Consider the following 19,547-nt stretch of genomic DNA (forward strand, 5'->3'; position numbering starts at 1 on the left):
CGGAGGAGCCCGTGTCGGACGTGAAGATCGAGCAGGAACGGACGCTGAGCCGTCCGGAGATCGCCCGCTTCCTGGCGGCGCTGGCGGAGGGGCTGGGGTCCGACGACGGCGAGGTCACCGTCGAGCTGGGCGACACCACCCTGGAGCTGACGGTGGCCGACCGGCTCCGCTGCGAGCTCGAGGTGGAGGTCGACGGCGACGAGATCGAGCTGGAGCTGGAGCTGAAGTGGGCCGTCCCCGGCCGGGCTACCGCGGCACCGCCGCAGGACGGGTCCGACGAGGCGCGGTCGGAGGAGGACCGCGCACCGGCGGCCGAGGGCTCGGCTGCGGCGGGCACGCCCGGTCCGCGGAAGGCGCCGGAGAGCCGGACGCGGCAGGAGAAGCGCCGCCCGTCCCCGGCCTGACCTGGCCGGCCCGACCCCGCGGCGCCGGACCGGCCGCTCACCCGCCGTCGTCGACGCGGGTCTCCGTGGCCCGGTAACCGCCGCCGGGCCACTCCCAGCGGCCGTCGACGGTGCCGGCGGCGCGGTCGATGGTGCCGTGGAAGCGGGCGGGGGAGTCCTTGGCCCCGTGCCAGACGGTGAGGTCGTCGCCCTCGATCTGCCAGGAGTACTCGAGTGCGAAGGAGCAGTACGGGCCGGGCCCCTCGTTGCTGAAGAACATCGACCGCAGCGTCTGCTGCGCGTGGTCGTAGCCGATGTACTCGGCGCCCTCGTGCTCGTCCCCGTCGATCCGCATCTGCTGCACGAGGAAGTGGCCGCCCTCGAGCCAGCGTCGCGTCACCGTGCCGGTGAACGCGCCGCTGCCGTCGAGGTCGCTGCCCTCCAGCCGCCACGTGCCCACGAGCACGTCGAGGTCGCGCAGCCGCGGGTGGGGTTCGGGGGCCCGGGGCCCGCCGGCCCGGTCGGTGCGGTCGGTCTCGGCCATGGCGGCGGTCCTCTCGGGAGGGACGGAACGGGGTCCTCGAGTACTCAGACCGCCGCGCCGGGCCGGAGTCATCGCCGCGTCGTCGTCCCGGCCACCCGGCCGCGCTCGTGCGCGCGGCCGGGCCGCCGCTCAGTGGGCGACGGCGACCGCCGGGGAGTCGCCCAGCTCGGTCAGCCGCCACGGCCGGACGACGGTGCCGAGCACCCCGATGGCCAGGACCAGGCCGCCCACCATGGTGAGCGCCATCGCCGTGGCGTCGTTGCCGAGCAGGCCGACGAGCGGGGAGACCGCGGCGCCGATGCCGAACTGGACCGCGCCCAGCAGGGCGGCCGCGGAGCCCGCGGTCTCGCCGTGCGCGGCCAGCGCGAGCGCCGGGGCGTTGGGCAGCGCCAGCCCGATGGCGGCGAGCACGGCCCACAGCGGGACGACCACGCCGGCGAGCCCGCCGGTCCCGGTGACCGCCAGCGCCAGCAGCACCAGCGCGGCGACCGCACCGGCCGACATCGCGGCGGACAGGAGCTGCGCCGGCGACCACCGGCGCAGCAGGACCGGGTTGAGCTGGGTCGCGCCGATCAGCCAGAAGGCGCCCGCGCCGAACAGCATCCCGAACTGCTGCTCGTCGAGGCCGAACTGCCGCTGGTAGACGAAGGAGGACCCGGAGACGTAGCTGAACAGCCCGGCCATGGTCAGCCCGGCCACCACCACCAGCCCCACGTACACCCGGTCCCGGAGCAGCCCCCGGTAGGTGCGCAGGACCCCGGCGACGCCGCCGGTCACGCGGCGGGCCGGCGGCAGGGTCTCCGGGACGACGAGCGCGCCGACGACGAGCAGGAGCAGCCCGTAACCCGCGAGGACGACGAACACCCCGCGCCACGAGGTGATCCGCAGCAGCTCGCCGCCGATCGTCGGGGCGAGCACCGGGGCGGCGCCCATGACGAGGAACAGCCGCGACAGCATGGCGGCGGCCGCCCGGCCCTCGAACAGGTCCCGCACGATCGCCATGGCGACCACCCCACCGGCGGCGCTGCCCACGCCCTGCAGGACCCGCAGCACCCCGAGCACCTCGACGGTCGGCGCGACGAGGACCAGCAGCGAGGCCACCACGTGCAGCGCGGTCCCCGCCAGCATCGGACGGCGGCGGCCCAGCGCGTCGGCGAGCGGCCCGATCACGAGCTGCCCGATCGCCAGCCCGGCCAGCGTGCCGGTCAGGGTCAGCTGGACCATCGGCGAGCTGGTGCGCAGGTCGGTGGCGATGGCCGGCAGCGCCGGCAGGTACATGTCGATGGTGAACGCGCCGACGGCGACGAAGGCGCCGAGGACGAGCACCAGCACCGCGCGGTGCGGCGTCTGGACCTCCGCGGGCACGGTGGTGCTGCGGTCGTGGGTGACGGTCACGGACTTCCCCCTGGGCGCGCGGCAGCGCCCCGTCTGGACTGTGGTTGCAGACGACAAGCGTTACCACCCACCGGCCATTCCACTCGCGAAGGCGCGGAGTCGTGTTCCCGTCGCAGATCACACCGTCGGGCCCCCCGGGGAGGACCATCCCGGTGACACGACCGGATCGATGACGGGAGGCACCGTGCAGGCGGTGGTCGTCGAACGCACCGGTGGGCCCGAGGTGCTGCAGGTCCGCGACCTCCCCGACCCCGAGCCGGGGGAGGGGCAGGTCCTCGTCGACGTCGAGGCCGTGGGCGTGAACTTCCGCGACGTCTACGAGCGGGAGGGGCGCCCGCCCTACGGGGGCCGCCTGCCGGCGGTCGTGGGCGCGGAGGGGGCCGGCACCGTGGCCGGCACCGGCGAGCGGGTGGCCTGGCTCGACGTCCCGGGCAGCTACGCGACCCGCGTGGCCGCGCCGAGGGACAGGCTGGTCCCGGTACCCGACGGCGTGCCCGCCGAGCTGGCCGCTGCCGTGGTGCTGCAGGGCTGCACCGCCCAGTACCTGGCCGCCGACTCCTACCCGGTGTCCGAGGGCGACTGGGCGGTCGTGCACAGCGCGGCCGGCGGCGTCGGGCTCCTGCTCACGCAGCTGGTGCGCGCCCGGGGCGGGCACGTGCTGGCCACGGTGTCGACCGAGGACAAGGCCGTGCTGGCGCGGGGGGCCGGGGCCGACGACGTCGTCGTGGGCTACGCGGGGTTCCCCGAGCGGGTGCGCGAGCTCTCCGGCGGCGAGGGCGCGGCGGTGGTCTACGACGGCGTCGGGAGGGCGACGTTCGCCGCGGGGCTGACCGCGCTGCGGCCCACCGGCCGGATGGTCCTCTTCGGCGCCGCGAGCGGGCAGCCCGAGCCGCTGCCGCTGCAGCAGCTGGCGGCGCACGGGTCGCTGTACGTCCAGCGGCCGACGCTGGGGACCTACACCCGCACCCCGCATCTGCTCCGGGAGCGGGTCGGCGCCGTCCTGGACCTGGTCGCCTCCGGCCGGCTCGACGTGCGCATCGGCGGCCGTCACCCGCTGAGCGAGGCCCGGCGCGCCCACGAGGACCTGGAGGCGCGGCGGACCACGGGCAAGCTCCTGCTGCTGCCGTAGCGGCTCAGACCAGTTCCCGGCGCGCCAGCCGGCGCCGCCGCCAGGCCGCCGGCGGCTCGCCGACCTCGCGGGTGAAGGCGGCGTAGAAGCTGCTCGTGGAGCCGAAGCCGGCCCGCCGGGCGACGGCGTCGACGTCGGCCGTGGTGACCAGCAGCAGCCGCCGGGCCTCGGCCAGCCGGCAGCGCAGCAGGAACGCGGCCGGGGTGGTGCCGGTGACCGCGCGGAAGGCGGCGGTCGCCGTGGCCGGGTGCAGGTGCGCGGCGGCGGCGACCTCGGCGACGCCGATCGGCTCGCGGAACCGCGCCGCGACGAAGGCGGCCATCTGCGCCACCCGCCGCGCGTGCCGGTCAGGGGCGGGGCCCTCGTCCTCCGCCGGGCCCTCGTCCTCCGCCGGGCCCTCGTCCTGCGCCGGGTCCGGATCCGGGTCGAGCACCGACAGCCGCTCCAGCAGCGCGCGCACCTCCAGCCGGGCCGCGCGGGCCTCGGCCGGGACGCCGCCGGCCAGGTCGGCCGCCCAGCCGGCGAAGCGCGCGGCGTCGTCGGACCGGCCGGGCAGCACCCGCCGCTCGCCGCGCAGCAGCGCCGCGGTCAGCCGGCCCTCCACGTCCCACTCCAGCGCATCGGCCAGCGGCACGGTGAGCCAGCGGACCGCCGCGCCGTCCCCGGCGGCGCTCACCCGGTGGGGCAGCGCCCCCCACGCCACGACCAGCGTCCCGTCGGGCACCCGCACCCGCCGGCCCGCGTGCTCGTGCTCGACCCACCCGCCCACGGCCAGCGCGAGCTCGACGTCGTCGTGCCGGTGCGCGCGGCGCATCACCGGCCGGGTGCTCAGCCGGCAGGCCAGGCCGTGCTCCTCGTGCACCGGGCCGGCGAGCAGGGGCTCGGCCGGGGACCCGGCGCGGATCCGGGAAGCACCGCCGTCCATGCCGGGAGTCTCCCGCGCCGGCCCGGCCGAGCATCGGGGGCATGACGCCGCTGTCCCTGACCCCCGCCCAGGTCGCCCGGTTCGACGCCGAGGGGTTCCTCGTCCTGCGCGACCGCATCCCCGCCGACCTGCTCGCCCGGCTGCGCGCCGCCGCCGACCGGTGGACGTCGATGCCGCCCACTGGGGACCACCTGTTCACCGGCGGCGTGCTGTGGCGGGTCGACTACCTGCACGACAAGGGCGAGGACGCCTCGCTGGAGCTGCTCGGCAGCCCGGAGGTGCTCGGCATCGCCGAGTCGCTGGCCGGGCCGGACCTGGTGCCCACCTACGAGTCGCTCGTGGTCAAGGCCGAGGGCGCCGGCGCGCCCGTGCCGTGGCACCAGGACGCCGTGCACGCCCGGCGGCACCGGCTGTTCAACGTCGACGTCTACCTCGACGCCGCGCTGCCCGGGCAGGGCGCGCTGCGGGTGGTGCCCGGTTCGCAGCGGGCGCGCACCGACGCCTGCGGGCTGCGCGACGCCCACGGCTGGGACGTGCCCGGCGCGGTCGAGGTGCCGATGGCGCCCGGGGACGTCCTCGTCCACGACGACATGGTGGTGCACGGCTCGCCGCCCACCGCCGGCTCGCCGCTGCGGCGCACGGTCTACCTGGAGTTCCGCCCCGCCGCCTCGGTGCTCGAGGACGGCCCCTGGGACGACGAGTGGCTCGCCGCCCGGATGCGGCTGCTGCCCGCCGCCCTGGCCGCGCACGCCGCGGCCCGGCCGGCCGCGCCCCGGCACGACTGGCGCCCCTCGCCGCACCTGCGTCCCGGGGACGACGGCGTCGACCTGCGGGTGGCCCACGGCGTGCACACGCCGGGGGAGTGGTGCAGCGCGGGCTGACCGCTCACCGAGCGCGACCGGGACACGTCCTTCCGGTGCTCGCCCTGAGTGGGGTCAGCCGACCGGCGCACGGCGACCGGATCAGAGGCTGTTACCCGGCCTGGCGACATCATCCCCAGCGGGAGACACGCGATGTCAACGGCGCGATCGACTCGCATCGGTCCGGCACTGCGCCTGGCTCGTCACCGGGGCTTGTTGGGGACGTAATAGGTGAGACCGGCAGCCCCACCGAAGGCGACGAGGGCAGCGACCACCGCCGTCAGCCACTGACCTGCGGTGACCGAGTCGAAGCCGGTGTCCGCACCGCCCAGTGCGGTGAGGAGCGATGACAGGAATGCGAGGACCGCGCTGTAGATCGCGGCCACCCAGGCCTTGGCCGCCGTGGTCCGTCCCGGTCGGGTCGGATCGTGGGGTTGCGACACCTCGAGGGGTGCAGACATGACCACTCCTCTCCTGGACGTGCCGAGAGTCGTTGCCGATGGTCGTCATGGCGCGTCACCGACCTGTCACGGGTGCATCACCACCGGCTGTCGTCGTCGTGCGGTCCCCCATCGCGAGACGTCGTGCCGTTGCACCGGCGACTCCAGCTCTCCCCTCGGGCTCGACGAGACGGACCCGGCCCGCTGACCGGTGTCGCGGACCTGCGCGCAACGGGCGTGCACGTCGACGGCCTGGCCTGCCCCCCGGGCGCGCGGGCGCCCGGTGTCGACCTGGTGCGGTCTCCCGGCCACGGGGACCGCACCAGGTCGACACGGAGCGGTGCCCGGCCGGCGCACCCGAGCCCAGGGTCCTTCCCTGGCGCGAGCACCCGCGGTGCGGCGGCACGGTGGCCCCGACGCGGCGGACGAGGCTGCGCTCGACAGGGGAGGGTCCCGATGGCCGGTGCTGCGACACGGGGGGAGGCGGGCGCGCCGGAGGACGAGAGCACGCGCCGCTCGGGATCCTGGGCCCGGCTGCGCGGCCGCGACGACGGCGTGTCCCGCCGTCCCCCGCCGTGGCGCGTCGAGGGCATGCCCGACGACCGGGGCCGCCCGGCGGCGCAGCGCCCGCGGCTGGGCGCCCTGTGGTGGCTGGTGCTGGCCGCGCTGGCCGTCAACTGGATCATCGCGTCGGTCGCGATGGGCCCACCGCCGCGGGCCGCGGTCCCCTACACGTACTTCACCGACCAGCTGACCGCCGGCAACGTCGCGTCGGTGACCTCGACCGGGGACACCATCGAGGGGGAGTTCCGCACCGCCGTCGACCCGCCCGGCGGGGACGACGCCGCCCCGACGGAGCTGTTCACCACCCAGCGCCCGTCCTTCGCCACCGACGACCTGCTGGCCACGCTGGAGGCCCAGGACGTCACCGTCGACGCCGTCTCGCCGGACGCCGGCCCGCCGCTGTGGGTGCAGGTCGTCGTCGGCTTCGGCCCGACCCTGCTGCTGGTGGCGCTCCTGCTGTGGTTCCTGCGGCGGCGGGCGGCCTCCGGCGCCGGCGCGCTCGGCGGCTTCGGCCGGTCGAAGGCCACCCTCTACCGGCCCGACTCCGGGCGGCGGACGACGTTCGCCGACGTCGCCGGGATCGACGCGGTCGAGCAGGAGGTGGGCGAGGTCGTCGACTTCCTGCGCGACCCCGGGCGCTACACCCGGCTCGGGGCGCGGATCCCGCGGGGCGTGCTGCTCTCCGGCCCGCCCGGCACCGGCAAGACCCTGCTCGCCCGGGCCGTGGCCGGCGAGGCCGGGGTGCCGTTCTTCTCCATCTCGGCCTCGGAGTTCATCGAGGCGATCGTGGGCGTGGGTGCCAGCCGGGTGCGCGACCTGTTCGCCCAGGCGAAGAAGGTGGCGCCCTCGATCGTGTTCATCGACGAGCTCGACGCCATCGGCCGGGCGCGGGGCGGGACGGCCACCACCGGAGGCGTCGACGAGCGCGAGCAGACGCTCAACCAGGTCCTCACCGAGATGGACGGGTTCCAGGGCAACCAGGGCGTGGTCGTGCTCGCCGCCACCAACCGGCCCGAGATCCTCGACCCGGCGCTGCTGCGGCCCGGCCGCTTCGACCGCCGGGTGACCGTCGGCCCGCCCGACCGCGCCGGGCGGCTGGAGATCCTCCGGGTGCACACCCGGGAGGTGCCGCTGGCGCCCGACGTCGACCTCGCCGCGGTGGCCGCCGCGACGCCCGGGATGGTCGGCGCCGACCTGGCCAACCTGGTCAACGAGGCGGCACTGCTGGCCGCGAAGAACCGCCGTGAGCAGGTCGCCGGCGCCGACCTCGCCGAGGCGCTGGAGAAGACCCTGCTGGGCACGGTGCGCGGCATCGTGCTCTCCCCGGAGGAGAAGCTCCGCACCGCCCACCACGAGGCGGGGCACGCGCTGCTCGGCATGCTCACGCCCGGCGCGGACCCGGTGCGCCGCGTGACGATCATCCCGCGGGGACAGGCCCTCGGGGTGACCGTGCAGACGCCGGAGGGCGACCGGTACGGCTACTCGGTGCGGTACCTGCGGGGCCGCATCGTCGGTGCGTTAGGCGGGCGGGCCGCCGAGGAGGTCGTCTACGGCGACGTCACCACCGGCGCCGCCGACGACCTCGAGCAGGTGACCCGGCTCGCCCGGCAGATGGTCGGCCGGTGGGGCATGTCACCGGCGGTGGGCCCGGTGGCGGTCCTGCCGCCGTCGGGGGACCAGCCCTTCGCCGCCGACGGCGCCGCCCCGGCGACGCGGGAACTCGTCGACGCCGAGGTGCGCCGGCTGGTCGAGGAGTGCTACGCCGAGGCGGTCGCGACGCTGCGGGCCAACCGGGACCGGCTGGACCGGCTGGCCGCCGCCCTCCTCGAGCGGGAGACCCTCGAGGAGGACGAGGCCTACGTCGCCGCCGGGGTGCGCCCGGACAGCGCCCCGGCGGCCGTCGCCCGGGGGGAGACGCCGGCCGCCGGCCGGGCCCCCGGGCTGCCGGCCGACGTCGCCGCCGTGCGCTGACCCCGGGGCCCGGGGCCCCGGGCCCTCGTCAGTCCCGGGACCGGCGGCGGAACGCCGAGAGGGCCAGCGGCGCGAACAGCGCCGTGAGCAGCAGCGACCAGGCGATCGACACCAGGACCGGGTTCTGCAGCGGCCAGGCGGCGTCCGCGGGGGCGGGCAGGCCGTTGCCCCACAGCTCCCGGCAGGCCTGGGTCAGCGCCGAGACCGGGTTCCACTCGGCGATGGTGCGCAGCCACGCGGGCATGCTCTCGGTCGGCGCGAACGTGTTGGCCACGAACGTCAGCGGGAACATGACGGTGAACATGAAGCCCTGCACGGCCTCCACGGTCCGCATCAGCGAGCCGACCCAGATCCCCAGCCAGATCATGGCGAAGCCGAACACCAGCAGCAGCAGGAACCCGAGGACGCCGTCGACGAGGCCGTTGCGGATCCGCCACCCGATGAGCAGGCCGGTCAGCGCCATGACGGCGACGCCGATGCTGGAGTGGATCAGGCTGGACAGGCTCCGCCCGACGAGCACCGCCGCCCGCGGGACCGGCAGGGACTTGAAGCGGTCGACGAACCCCTTCTGCAGGTCGTTGGTCAGCCCCATGGCGACGATGGCGGAGGAGAACACCATCGTCTGCACCATGATCCCGGGCAGCAGGAACTCCCGGTAGTTCGAGCCGGCCACGGCGATGGCGCCGCCGAACACGTAGGCGAACAGCAGCACGAACATCACCGACTGCACGGTGACGTCGAGCAGCATCTCCGGCATCCGCCGGATGTGGATCAGGTTGCGCCAGACGATCGTCGACGACGCCCGCAGCAGCGACGGCGGATGGATCTCCGGTCGGGCCGTGGCCCGGAGCGGGGTCTGGGTGGCGGTCACGACGCGGCTCCCTCGGTCTGGGCCCCCGTAGTGGTCTCTTCGGTGGTGGCCGACTCGGCGCGGTGCCCGGTCAGGTGCAGGAACACGTCGTCGAGGCTCGGCCGGGCCAGCCCGAGGTCGTCGAGCTCGATCCCGCTGTGCTCGAACACCGCGGCGATCCGGGTCATGTCGCCCAGCCCGCCGGCCTGCGCGGTCAGCCGACGGCTGCCCGCCTCGACGTGCACCTCGGGGGAGTGGTCGCGCATCAGGGCGGCGGCCGCGTCGAGGTCGGCGGCGTGGGTCAGGGTGACCACGACGCTGGCCTGCCCGGCCTGGTCCTTGAGCTGGGTCGGGGTGCCGGCGGCGATGACGCGGCCCTTGTCGACCACCACGATCTCGTCGGCGAGGTGGTCGGCCTCCTCCAGGTACTGCGTGGTGAGCACCAGCGTGGTGCCCTCCTGCACGAGCTCGCGCAGCACCTCCCACAGCCCCGACCGGCTCTGCGGGTCCAGCCCGGTGGTGGGCTCGTCGAGGAACAGGATCGGCGGGGCCGCCAGCAGGCTCACCGCGAGGTCGAGCCGCCGGCGCATGCCCCCGGAGTAGGACTTCGCCGGCCGGTCGGCGGCCGCGGCGAGGTCGAAGCGCTCCAGCAGGTCGTCCGACGCCCGACGGACGTAGCCGCGGCCCAGGCCGTAGAGGCTGCCGATCAGCCGCAGGTTCTCGCGCCCGGTGAGGATCTCGTCGACCGTCGCCGCCTGACCGGTCAGGCCGATGCTGCGGCGGACCGCCTCGGGCTGCTCCCGGACGTCGAACCCGGCCACCCGGCCGGTGCCGCTGGTGGGCACGCTGAGCGTGGTCAGCATCCGCACCAGCGTGGTCTTGCCGGCGCCGTTGGGGCCGAGCAGCCCCAGGACCGTCCCCGTGGGGACGACGAAGCTCACGCCGTCGACGGCGCGGTTGTCTCCGAAGTGCTTGGTCAGGTCGATCGCCTCGACCGCGGGTGGGACGTTCATACCGCCTCCTGGTCCCGGGGTGCCGTCGGTCGCGCGGAGGGGGGTTCCGGCGGGGTCACCCCGACAGCATGGGACCTGCAGTGCACCTGAGGGCAACGACATTTCCCGGTGACCGCCGGCCCGCCCCGCGGCCGGTCCGGCCGCTCGCGCTGCACCCCAGCCGGTTGCGTGCAATCGTCGTCCCCGGACGGCCGGTACCCCTCGGCGTGACGACCCCGCGCCACCTGATCGCCCGGCCTCCGGACGTCGAGGTGGTGCCCGCGTGGACGTGGTCGAGCTCTCCCGCTTCCAGTTCGCCTCGACCAGCATCTTCCACTTCTTCTTCGTCTCGCTGACCGTGGGCCTGGCGTTCCTCATCGCGGTCATGGAGACCATCGCCTACCGCCGGTCGGACCGGCGCGAGGTCTACGGGAAGATGACCAACTTCTTCGGTCACCTCTTCCTCATCAACTTCGCCGTCGGCGTGGTGACCGGCATCGTGCAGGAGTTCCAGTTCGGGATGAACTGGAGCCAGTACTCCTACTTCGTCGGCAACATCTTCGGGGTCCCGCTGGCCCTCGAGGTGCTCATGGCCTTCTTCCTCGAGAGCACCTTCATCGGGTTGTGGTGGTTCGGCAAGGACCGGCTCAAGCCGTGGATGCGGCTGGCCAGCATCTGGCTGGTCGCCATCGGCACCCAGATCAGCGCCTTCTGGATCGTGCTGGCCAACGCCTGGATGCACCACCCGGTCGGCTACGAGGTCGTCGACGGGCAGGCCCGGCTCACCGACTTCGCCGCCGTCGTCTTCAACTACAAGGCCTGGCTGTACTTCGCCCACGTCCAGGGCAGCGCCTGGGTGGTCGCGGCCTTCTTCGTGCTGGGCATCAGCGCCTACCACCTGCTGCGGAGGCAGGACTCCGACGTGTTCTCCCGGGCGCTGCGGATCGGGTTGGTCTTCGCCGCCGTCGGCACCGTCTTCTCGGTGTTCAGCGGGCACACCGCGGCCCAGGTGTCCCGGGAGGACCAGCCGATGAAGTTCGCGGCCATGGAGGCGCAGTGGGAGACCTCGGACTCCCCGGCGCCGTGGTCGCTGATCGCCGTCATCGACCAGACGGCCCGGGAGAACTCGTTCAGCCTCGAGATCCCCTACGTCGGCTCGATCCTGGCCTACAACAGCCTCGAGGGCCGCTACGAGGGCATCAACCAGCTCGAGGAGGAGTACGACGCCGCCTACGGCGAGGACGACTACACCCCGCCGGTGGCCTGGGTGTACTGGTCCTTCCGGATCATGGTCGCCATCGGGTCGCTGCTGCTGGCGACGGCGTTCCTCGGGCTCTTCCTGTGGTGGCGGCGCAAGCGGGGGCTCGACAGCACCCGCTGGTTCCTCCGGGCGCTGGTCTGGTTCATCCCGCTGCCCTGGATCGCCAACTTCACCGGGTGGATCGTCACCGAGATGGGCCGCCAGCCGTTCATGGTCTACGGCGAGCTCACCGTCACCGAGGGCGTGAGCGCCAACACCGCCGGGGAGGTGCTCGCCGGCCTGGTCGGCCTGTGGGCGGTCTACCTCGCCCTCATCGGGCTCGACGTCTACCTGCTCAGCGTCACCGCCCGCGCCGGCATCCACCGCAAGCCCGAGGCCCAGCTGGTCTCCGCGCCGGCCCCGGACTACGAGGGCGCCGGGTTCCAGGGGTACGAGAAGAGGGACTGACGGTGGACCTCGTCACGCTGTGGTTCTGGCTGATCGCGCTGACGTTCACCCTCTACTTCTTCCTGGAGGGCTTCGACTTCGGCGTCGACATCCTGCGGCCGACGCTGGCGCGCACCGAGGCCGAGGAGCGGGCGCTCACCGGCACCATCGGGCCGTTCTGGGACGGCAACGAGGTCTGGGTCATCGCCGCCGCCGGGCTGATGTTCTCCACCTTCCCGCTCTGGTACGGCGCGGTCTTCAGCGGCATGTACCCGCTGTTCGTGCTCATCCTGCTGGCGCTGCTGCTGCGCGGGGTGTCCTTCGAGTACCGCAACCAGGTCGACAGCGAGCGCTGGCGCTCCTTCTGGGACTGGATGTCCTTCGGCGGCAGCGTGGTCCCCTCGTTCCTGTGGGGCGTGATCATGGCCAAGCTCATCGAGGGGCTGCCGGTGAACGCCGAGGGGCGCGTCGAGGGCGGCTTCGCGGCGATGTTCACGCCGTTCTCGATCGTCGGCGGCGTCACCACGCTGCTGCTGTTCATGCTGCACGGCGCCAACTTCCTGCTGCTGCGCCTGCACACCGACACCGTGCTCTACCGGCGGGCCCGCCGGGCCGCGTTGCGCTGGGGGGCGCTGGCCACCGTGGCGATCGTGGGCTTCGTCGTCATGGGGTACGTCACCGAGGACCTGTTCGAGGACTTCGGCGTCGTGCCGTGGGCCTTCCCGGTCGCGGCGTTCCTCACCCTGGCCAGCATCTGGTGGGCGCTGGTGCGGCGCCGCGACGTCCTGGCGTTCACGATGAGCGGCCTGACCGTCCTGTTCGCCACCGTCACGGTGTTCATCGCGCTCTACACCCGCGGTGAGGTGCTGCCCTCGACGCTGCGGGCGGAGTACGGGCTCACCCTCGAGGAGTCGGCGGCCCAGGACTACACGCTGGTCCTGATGACCTGGGTCGGCGCGATCTTCCTGCCGCTGATCATCGGCTACCAGATCTGGAACTACTACGTCTTCCGCGAGCGGGTGCGCCCCGACGAGGGCGCGCTCAGCCACGGCTACTGATGGACCGCGGACCCACCGGCCGCCTGCTGGCGCTGCCCGCGTCACGCCGGCTGGTCGCCCTGTGCGCCGTGCTCGGGGTGCTGGTCTGGGCGCTGCTGGTGGTGCAGTGGGCCCTGGTGGCCGCGGTCGTCAGCGCGGTGGCCACCGGCGCGGCGACGCCGGCGCAGACGTCCGGCGCCCTCGCCGGCGTCCTCGCCGCCTGGGGCGCCCGCGCCGGGCTGGCCGGGCTCCGCGACCGCGCCGCGGTCCGCACCTCGGCGCGGGTCCGGCGCGAGCTGCGCGCCGCGCTGCTGCGCAAGCTCCTCGTCCTCGGCCCCGCCGCCGCGGCGGGGGAGCGTGCGGGCGAGTTGGTCACCACGGTCACCGAGGGCGTGGGCCGGCTCGACGGCGTCCTCGGCCGGTACCTGCCGGGTGCGGCGACGGCGGCCGTCGTCCCGCCGCTGGTGGCCGCCACCGTGCTCGTGCTCGACCCGGCCAGCGGCGGCCTGCTGCTGCTCACCGGCCCGCTGGTCCTGGTCTTCCTGTGGCTGACCGGCACGCTCGCCGCGCGGTCCGCCCGCGCCTCGTGGGAGACCCTCGCCCAGCTGGGCGCGGTGCTGGTGGACACGCTGCGGGTGCTGCCCACGCTGGTCGCCTACGGCCGGGCCCGCGGCAGCGCCCGCTGGCTGGCCGGGGTCAGCGAGGCCCACCGCCGGAACACGATGCGGGTGCTGCGCACCGCGTTCCTCTCCGCCTTCGTGCTCGAGCTCGGCGCCGTGCTCTGCACCGCGCTGGTCGCCGTCACCGTGGGGGTGCGGCTGTTCCAGGGCGGGCTGGACCTCGAGCGCGCGCTGCTGGTCCTGCTGCTCACCCCGGAGTTCTTCGCCCCGCTGCGCGCCCTGGGCGCCGACCGGCACGCGAGCCTGGAGGGCCGGCCGGCCGCCGAGCGGGTGTTCGCGCTGCTCGACACCCCCGCGCCCGCCCGTGGCACCCGTCCGGTCCCGCCCGGCGTGCCGCACCTCGGGCTGCGCGGTGTCACCGTCCGCTACGGCGACCGGGTGGCCCTCGACGGCGTCGACCTCGACCTGCCGCCGCTGTCCCGGACGGCGCTGGTCGGGCCCAGCGGCGCGGGCAAGACCACCGCCGTCCGGCTGCTGCTCGGGTTCCGCGCCCCCGACGCCGGCGCCGTGCTCGCCGACGGCGTCCCGCTGTCCGAGCTGGACCCCGACGCCTGGCGGGCGCGGGTGGCCTACGTCCCGGAGCGGCCGTGGCTGTCGCCGGGCACCGTCGCCGACAACGTGCGGCTGGGCCGCCCGGGCGCCGGCGACGCGGAGGTCGAGCAGGCGCTGCACCGGGCGGGGCTGCTGGACCTGGTCTCCCGGCTGCCGCAGGGCAGCGCCACGCCGCTGGGCGAGGACGCCGCGCGGCTGTCCGGCGGCGAGCGGGTGCGGCTGGCGCTGGCCCGCGCGTTCGTCAAGGACGCCCCCGTGCTGGTCCTCGACGAGCCCACCGGCCAGCTCGACGCGGCCACCGAGTCGGCGGTGCTGGCCGCCCTGGACGACCTCGCCCGCGGGCGCACCGTCGTCACCGTCACCCACCGGACGGCGCCGCTGGCCCTGCACGACCGGGTCGTGGCGCTCGACGGCGGGCGGGTGCGGGAGCCGGCGGTGCCGCGGTGAGGGAGACGCTGGCGCTGCTGCACGGGCCGCGCACCGCCCTCGCCGTCGCCCTCGGCGCTCTCACCGTGCTGTGCGGCGCGGCGCTGCTGGCGGTGTCCGGTGCGTTGATCACCGGCGCGGCGCAGCGGCCCTCGACCCTGCTGGTCCTCATGCCGCTGATCACCGGGGTCCGCCTGTTCGGGCTGTCCCGGGCGGCGCTGCGCTACACCGAGCGGCTGGTCACGCACGACGTCACGCTGCGGATGGTCACCGCCGTGCGCGCCCGGGTGCTCGAGCGGCTGGTCCCGCTCGCGCCGGCCGCGCTCACCGGCGTCCGCGGCGGCGAGCTGCTGTCGCGGGTGCGGGCCGACGTCGACGAGCTGCAGGGCGTCGTCGTCCGGCTCGTCGCCCCCGCCGGCGTCGCCGTCCTGGCCGGGGGCACCGCGGTCGTCCTCACCGCCCTGGTCTCGCCGGCCACCGCCGCCGTGCTCGCCGGCCTGCTCGTCCTCCTCGGGGTCGTCGTGCCCGTGGTGGCCGCCCGTGCCGGGCGCCGCGCCGCGCTGGCCGCCGCCCGCGCTTACGCCGACGTGGCCGCCGACACCCTGGACCTGGTCCGCGGCCTGGCCGACACCCTCAGCGGCGACGGCGGCGCCACGGCGCTGCGCACCCTCGACGGTCACCTGGACCGGCAGGAGGAGGCGCAGCGCGCGTCGGCCCGGCTGGCCGCGGTCACCACCCTGTGCCGGGAGGGCGTGCCGGGGCTCGGGCTCGTGGCGGCGCTGTGGCTGGTGGGCGCCGACGTGGCCGCGGGGGACACCGGCCCGCTGCTGCTGGCCGCCTGCGCGCTCGGGGTGCTCGGCGCCTTCGAGGCGGTGGGCGGGCTGGGCGCGGCCTGGAGCGCCGCGGGCGGGATCCGCGCGGCGGCCGGCCGCGTGCAGGACCTCGCCGCCCGGCGCCCCGCCGTCGCCGACCCGGCCGAGCCGTTGCCGCTGCCGGCGGGCTCCGCGCTGCGGTTCGAGGGCGTCTCGCTGACCCATCCCGGCGCCGCCCGCCCGGCGCTGCGCGGGGTCGACCTCGCCGTGCCCGACGGCGCCAAGGTGGCCCTCACCGGCGGGAGCGGCGCCGGCAAGAGCACCGTGCTGGCGCTGGCGGTGCGCGCGCGGGACCCCGACACCGGCCGGGTCACCCTCGGCGGCACCGACCTGCGCCGGCTCCCGCTCGAGGGCGTCCGGTCCCGCCTGGCCTGGAGTGCGCAGGCGCCGCAGGTGCTCGGCGGCACGCTCGCCGGGAACCTCCGCCTCGGCCGGCAGGACGCCACCGACGAGGAGCTGCTCGCCGTCCTGGCCGACGTCGGCCTCGGGTCCCTCGCCACGACGCCGGGTCTCGACGGCTGGGTGGGGGAGGGCGGCGAGCGGCTCTCGGCCGGTGAGCGCGCCCGGGTGGGGCTGGCGCGGGCGCTGCTCAGCCGCGCCGACGTGCTGCTGCTCGACGAGCCCACCGCCCACCTCGACCCCGCGCTGACCGGGCGGGTGCTCGACCTGCTCGCCCGCGAGCCGCGCACCGTGCTGCTGGTGACGCACGACCCCGCGGCCCTCGACGGCCGGTGGCAGGTGGTCACCCTCGACGCCCCGGCCTGAACACGTCACCACCCGACCGCCGGGCACCGGCGCCCCTGGTGCCGGGTCCGGCCCGGGACGACCATGGCGCGATGGCATCCCCGACAGCCTTCGACGTCGACCGGCTGCTGCGCCTGTGGACCGACCCGCTGCCCGACGGCCCGGCCGCGGAGGAGGCCTTCCGCGCCCTCTACACCGACCCGGTCACCGTCAACGGGCACCCGCTGACCGCTGCCGACCTGGTCGCCCGCGCCCGGGCGGTACAGGCCACCTTCGCCGACGCCGAGCGGGAGGTGGTCTCCCTCGTCGAGGACGGCGAGCGGGTCGCGGTGGCCTTCCGCATGCGCGGGCGGCACGTGGGCCCGCTGCACACCGCGGCCGGGGTGCTGCCGCCCACCGGCCGGCACCTGGAGCTGCGGGTCGTGGACGTGCTCACGCTGGCCGGCGGCCGGATCACCGAGGTCTTCATGGTCGCCGACGAGCTGGGCGCGCTGGCCGCCGTCGACGCCGTCCGGTTCGAGCCCGCGGGCTGGTCCGCGGGCCGCTGACGGGTGCGGCCGGGCGGCCGACACGCCGCGTGAGCGACCGGACTCGCCGTGCAGCCCTTTCCCCGGCAGCGCGCTGACCTCTAGGTTCCCTCCGCCTCACCGTCCGCGGCCCCTGCCGCGGGCGGCTTCAACGACGAAGGAGGACCTCCCGGATGACCCGTTCCCGCATGGTGACCGGCGGGCTCGCCACCGTGACCGCGCTCAGCGTGACCACGGTGCTGGGCATGTCGTCGGCGTTCGCCGTCCCGAACAACAACTCGGCCGAGAAGCTGACCAGGGCCGTCACCGCCGAGGGGGTGCTCGACCACATCGAGGCCCTCCAGGGCGTCGCGGACGCCAACGGCGGCGACCGTGCCGCGGGCCGGCCCGGTTACGAGGCGAGCGTCGACTACGTCGTCGAGCAGCTCAGGGCGGCCGGGTACGACCCGGAGGTCCAGGAGTTCCCGTTCACCTACGCCGAGGAGAACTCGGCGCTGGTGCGGACCTCGGCACCGGCCCGGACGTTCGTCGAGGGCGTCGACTTCCTGCGGAACACCTTCGACACCGGCAGCCCCGAGGGCACCGCGACGGGCACCCTGGTCCCGGTCGAGCCGGGTGGCACGACCGCCGGCTGCGAGGCGACGGACTTCCCGGGCACCACCGCCGGTTCCATCGTCCTCATCCAGCGCGGCGGCTGCGGCTTCGCCGTCAAGGCGACCAACGCCCAGGCCGCCGGGGCCGCCGGCGTCGTGATCTGGAACAACACGACCGGCCTGGTCAACATGATCGGCGCCGCGCCCGGGCTCACCATCCCGGTCGTCTTCGCCACCATCGAGGCCGGCACCGACCTCGCGGCCACCCCGGGCGCCACGGTCACCGTCACCGTCGACTACGCGGCCGAGCAGCGCACCACCTACAACGTCATCGCCCAGACCCGCAGCGGCCGCACCGACAACGTCGTCATGGCCGGTGCGCACCTGGACTCGGTGCAGGAGGGCGCGGGCGTCAACGACAACGGCTCGGGCAGCGCCGCGCTGCTGGAGACCGCGATCCAGATGCGGAAGGTCAAGCCCAACAACGCCGTCCGGTTCGCCTGGTGGGGCGCGGAGGAGGAGGGCCTGCTCGGGTCGGAGTACTACGTCGACCAGCTGAGCGACGAGGAGATCGCCGACATCGGTCTCTACCTCAACTTCGACATGATCGCCTCGCCCAACTACACGACCGGCATCTACGACGGCGACAACTCCGGCGGCACGGCGGCTCCGGGCTTCATCCCCGAGGGCTCCGCGCAGATCGAGGACGTGTTCGAGGGCTTCTACACCTCCCGCGGCCTGCCGTTCGTGGACTCGGAGTTCTCCGGGCGGTCGGACTACGGGCCCTTCATCGCGGTCGGCATCCCCTCCGGCGGGCTGTTCACCGGCGCCGAGGCGCCCAAGACCGCGGCCGAGGCCGAGATCTTCGGCGGGGTCGCCGGCGCGCAGAAGGACCCGTGCTACCACTCCGCCTGCGACAACCTCCGCGGTGAGGGCCAGGACGCCGCCCTGTACGCGCAGCTGGCCGAGGACTACCGGCTCGTGGGCAACGTCAACGTCGACGCCCTCGACCAGAACTCCGACGCGCTGGCCACCGCGATCATCACCTTCGCCTACGACACCTCCGCGGTGAACGGCGTGCCGCGGGCGCCGGGCCGGTCGCACGGTGCCGGCAACAGCGCGGACGCCGGCCACGACCACGACGCGGGGGTCGACGCCGCCGCCTGACCCCGGCCGGCCGCCCGCACCCCCCGGGCGGGAACCGGGAGCACACGAGCAGGCCCCCGGCGGGAGCGGTCCCGCCGGGGGCCTGCTGCCGTCCGGGGGTCCGCCGGCGGTCAGCGCAGGCGCGTCACCAGGCGCACCGACGTGCCCGTGGCGGTGCGCGCCACGTGGACGTGGTCGCAGAGCTGGCGCGCGAGCCACAGGCCCATGCCGCCGCGGGAGAGGTCCTCGCCGTGGGCCGGGCCGTACCCGGCGTAGGGGTCCGCCGGCCCGGGACCGCGGTCGGTGATGCGGCAGACCACCCGCTCGCGGTCGGTCCACAGCTCCAGATCCACCGGGGGCCGGCCGTGCCGGACGGCGTTGGAGGTCATCTCGTCGACGGCGAGCAGGAGGTCCTCGACGGTCTCCTGCGGGCCGTCCAGGGTGGCCAGCTCGGCGGCGACGGCGTGTCGCAGGCCGATGAAGTCGGTGACGTCGCGGGCCACCAGCCGGGGCCGGCTCTGCTCGAGCGGCTCCGGCGGCGCCGGCAGGTCGCGCAGGAAGGCGGCCGGGTCGACGTACCCGGGGTTGGCCGTGCGGCCGGCCGCGGTGACCAGGTGCGGATGGGTGCGGCGGGCCGACTCCAGCACCGGCTCGGGCAGCCGCCGGGCGTCGAACACGCACAGGCCCCACAGCGGCCGGTCGGCCAGGGCGACGTTGACCACCGCCTCGTAGCGCTGCCACTCGTAGCGGTTCTGCTCGGTGGTGCCGAAGTCGGTCTCCCCGACGACCCGGATCCGGTCCACGCCGTCGGCGGCGCAGCGGTCGGCCAGCCGGCGCAGCGAGGTGATGACGGCCGGCGTGCGGCCCCGGTAGACCTCCGACCGGTCGAGGACGCGCAGGTGCGGGTGGTCGTCGAGCGCGTCCCGGATCATCCCCGTGGTCCGGGGGCCGGTGGCCACCACCGCCGCCTCACCCGCGGCGAGGCCCTCCCCGAGGAAGCGCGCGGCCACGTCGGCGAGCTGGGTGGGGTCGTCGTACAGGAACGCGTCGTGCACGTAGCGCCCGGCAGTTCCCTGCCCTCCGCCCGTGCGCGCAGCTGACACCCGTGGACTCCCCGACGGTCGACCTGTGACGAGTACGTGCACCCGTCCCTCGCCGACGCGGGAGGACCGCCCTCTCACGGGGTCCGGCACGAGCGCGGTTCCACACGGTACCTCTCGCTCCGGGGCG

17 protein-coding genes are annotated in these 19,547 nt (G+C 75.4%); 10 read left to right on the forward strand and 7 right to left on the reverse strand.

Features of this window, described 5'->3' with window-relative positions; genetic code table 11:
* The first annotated feature begins 11 nt into the window (after nucleotides 1-11).
* The gene (locus ACI79O_RS09355; protein ID WP_456913960.1) at nucleotides 12-404 is read left to right on the forward strand and encodes an amphi-Trp domain-containing protein; all 393 of its coding nucleotides are present in this window, start codon (nucleotides 12-14) and stop codon (nucleotides 402-404) included.
* A 37-nt stretch (nucleotides 405-441) separates the two neighbouring features.
* On the opposite strand, the gene ACI79O_RS09360 is transcribed toward ACI79O_RS09355, so the two are convergent.
* On the reverse strand, nucleotides 442-927 hold the full coding sequence (locus tag ACI79O_RS09360; RefSeq protein ID WP_456913961.1) for a DUF1579 family protein: 486 nt from the start codon (nucleotides 925-927) through the stop codon (nucleotides 442-444).
* A gap of 129 nt (nucleotides 928-1,056) precedes the next feature.
* Nucleotides 1,057-2,322, reverse strand: coding sequence for a multidrug effflux MFS transporter (locus tag ACI79O_RS09365; protein ID WP_456913962.1), 1,266 nt, complete (start codon nucleotides 2,320-2,322; stop codon nucleotides 1,057-1,059).
* 169 nt (nucleotides 2,323-2,491) lie between these two features.
* Here ACI79O_RS09365 and ACI79O_RS09370 point away from each other — a divergent pair, with 169 nt between their 5' ends.
* Nucleotides 2,492-3,451, forward strand: coding sequence for a quinone oxidoreductase family protein (locus ACI79O_RS09370; RefSeq protein WP_456913963.1), 960 nt, complete (start codon nucleotides 2,492-2,494; stop codon nucleotides 3,449-3,451).
* 4 nt (nucleotides 3,452-3,455) lie between these two features.
* Here the strand turns inward: ACI79O_RS09370 and ACI79O_RS09375 are convergent, their stop codons facing one another.
* Nucleotides 3,456-4,376 (reverse strand): helix-turn-helix domain-containing protein, encoded by a 921-nt coding sequence (locus ACI79O_RS09375; protein WP_456913964.1) that lies wholly within the window; start codon nucleotides 4,374-4,376, stop codon nucleotides 3,456-3,458.
* Nucleotides 4,377-4,417: 41 nt separating this feature from the next.
* Between ACI79O_RS09375 and ACI79O_RS09380 the strand changes: the two genes are divergently transcribed.
* Nucleotides 4,418-5,257, forward strand: coding sequence for a phytanoyl-CoA dioxygenase family protein (locus ACI79O_RS09380; RefSeq protein WP_456913965.1), 840 nt, complete (start codon nucleotides 4,418-4,420; stop codon nucleotides 5,255-5,257).
* Between the two features lie 182 nt (nucleotides 5,258-5,439).
* On the opposite strand, the gene ACI79O_RS09385 is transcribed toward ACI79O_RS09380, so the two are convergent.
* The gene (locus tag ACI79O_RS09385; RefSeq protein ID WP_456887476.1) at nucleotides 5,440-5,697 is read right to left on the reverse strand and encodes a hypothetical protein; all 258 of its coding nucleotides are present in this window, start codon (nucleotides 5,695-5,697) and stop codon (nucleotides 5,440-5,442) included.
* 435 nt (nucleotides 5,698-6,132) lie between these two features.
* Here ACI79O_RS09385 and ftsH point away from each other — a divergent pair, with 435 nt between their 5' ends.
* Nucleotides 6,133-8,211, forward strand: a complete 2,079-nt coding sequence (gene ftsH, locus ACI79O_RS09390; RefSeq protein ID WP_456913966.1) for an ATP-dependent zinc metalloprotease FtsH — start codon at nucleotides 6,133-6,135, stop codon at nucleotides 8,209-8,211.
* A 28-nt stretch (nucleotides 8,212-8,239) separates the two neighbouring features.
* Here the strand turns inward: ftsH and ACI79O_RS09395 are convergent, their stop codons facing one another.
* Together ACI79O_RS09395 and ACI79O_RS09400 are read right to left on the reverse strand one after the other, a co-directional pair.
* Complete coding sequence (locus ACI79O_RS09395) at nucleotides 8,240-9,082, reverse strand: ABC transporter permease (protein WP_456876833.1); 843 nt, start codon at nucleotides 9,080-9,082, stop codon at nucleotides 8,240-8,242.
* The gene (locus ACI79O_RS09400; protein WP_456887474.1) at nucleotides 9,079-10,074 is read right to left on the reverse strand and encodes an ATP-binding cassette domain-containing protein; all 996 of its coding nucleotides are present in this window, start codon (nucleotides 10,072-10,074) and stop codon (nucleotides 9,079-9,081) included. The genes ACI79O_RS09395 and ACI79O_RS09400 overlap by 4 nt, the downstream gene beginning before the upstream one ends.
* A gap of 262 nt (nucleotides 10,075-10,336) precedes the next feature.
* Between ACI79O_RS09400 and ACI79O_RS09405 the strand changes: the two genes are divergently transcribed.
* The 6 genes from ACI79O_RS09405 (at nucleotide 10,337) to ACI79O_RS09430 (ending at nucleotide 18,338) form a co-directional block, all read left to right on the forward strand.
* Nucleotides 10,337-11,761: a cytochrome ubiquinol oxidase subunit I gene (locus ACI79O_RS09405; RefSeq protein ID WP_456913967.1), complete on the forward strand. Its 1,425-nt coding sequence runs from the start codon at nucleotides 10,337-10,339 to the stop codon at nucleotides 11,759-11,761.
* 2 nt (nucleotides 11,762-11,763) lie between these two features.
* On the forward strand, nucleotides 11,764-12,798 hold the full coding sequence (gene cydB / locus ACI79O_RS09410; protein ID WP_456877874.1) for a cytochrome d ubiquinol oxidase subunit II: 1,035 nt from the start codon (nucleotides 11,764-11,766) through the stop codon (nucleotides 12,796-12,798).
* Nucleotides 12,798-14,456 (forward strand): thiol reductant ABC exporter subunit CydD, encoded by a 1,659-nt coding sequence (gene cydD, locus ACI79O_RS09415; protein ID WP_456913968.1) that lies wholly within the window; start codon nucleotides 12,798-12,800, stop codon nucleotides 14,454-14,456. The genes cydB and cydD overlap by 1 nt, the downstream gene beginning before the upstream one ends.
* Complete coding sequence (gene cydC / locus ACI79O_RS09420; protein WP_456913969.1) at nucleotides 14,453-16,072, forward strand: thiol reductant ABC exporter subunit CydC; 1,620 nt, start codon at nucleotides 14,453-14,455, stop codon at nucleotides 16,070-16,072. The genes cydD and cydC overlap by 4 nt, the downstream gene beginning before the upstream one ends.
* A gap of 71 nt (nucleotides 16,073-16,143) precedes the next feature.
* Nucleotides 16,144-16,599 carry an ester cyclase gene (locus ACI79O_RS09425; RefSeq protein WP_456887471.1) on the forward strand — a complete coding sequence of 152 codons (456 nt, stop codon included), beginning with the start codon at nucleotides 16,144-16,146 and terminating at the stop codon, nucleotides 16,597-16,599.
* A 152-nt stretch (nucleotides 16,600-16,751) separates the two neighbouring features.
* Nucleotides 16,752-18,338, forward strand: coding sequence for a M28 family peptidase (locus ACI79O_RS09430; protein WP_456913970.1), 1,587 nt, complete (start codon nucleotides 16,752-16,754; stop codon nucleotides 18,336-18,338).
* 110 nt (nucleotides 18,339-18,448) lie between these two features.
* Here ACI79O_RS09430 and ACI79O_RS09435 read toward each other — a convergent pair whose 3' ends face one another.
* On the reverse strand, nucleotides 18,449-19,372 hold the full coding sequence (locus ACI79O_RS09435) for an anti-sigma factor RsbA family regulatory protein (protein ID WP_456913971.1): 924 nt from the start codon (nucleotides 19,370-19,372) through the stop codon (nucleotides 18,449-18,451).
* Nucleotides 19,373-19,547 lie beyond the last annotated feature (175 nt).

The organism is Geodermatophilus sp. SYSU D00696 (genome assembly GCF_054050235.1).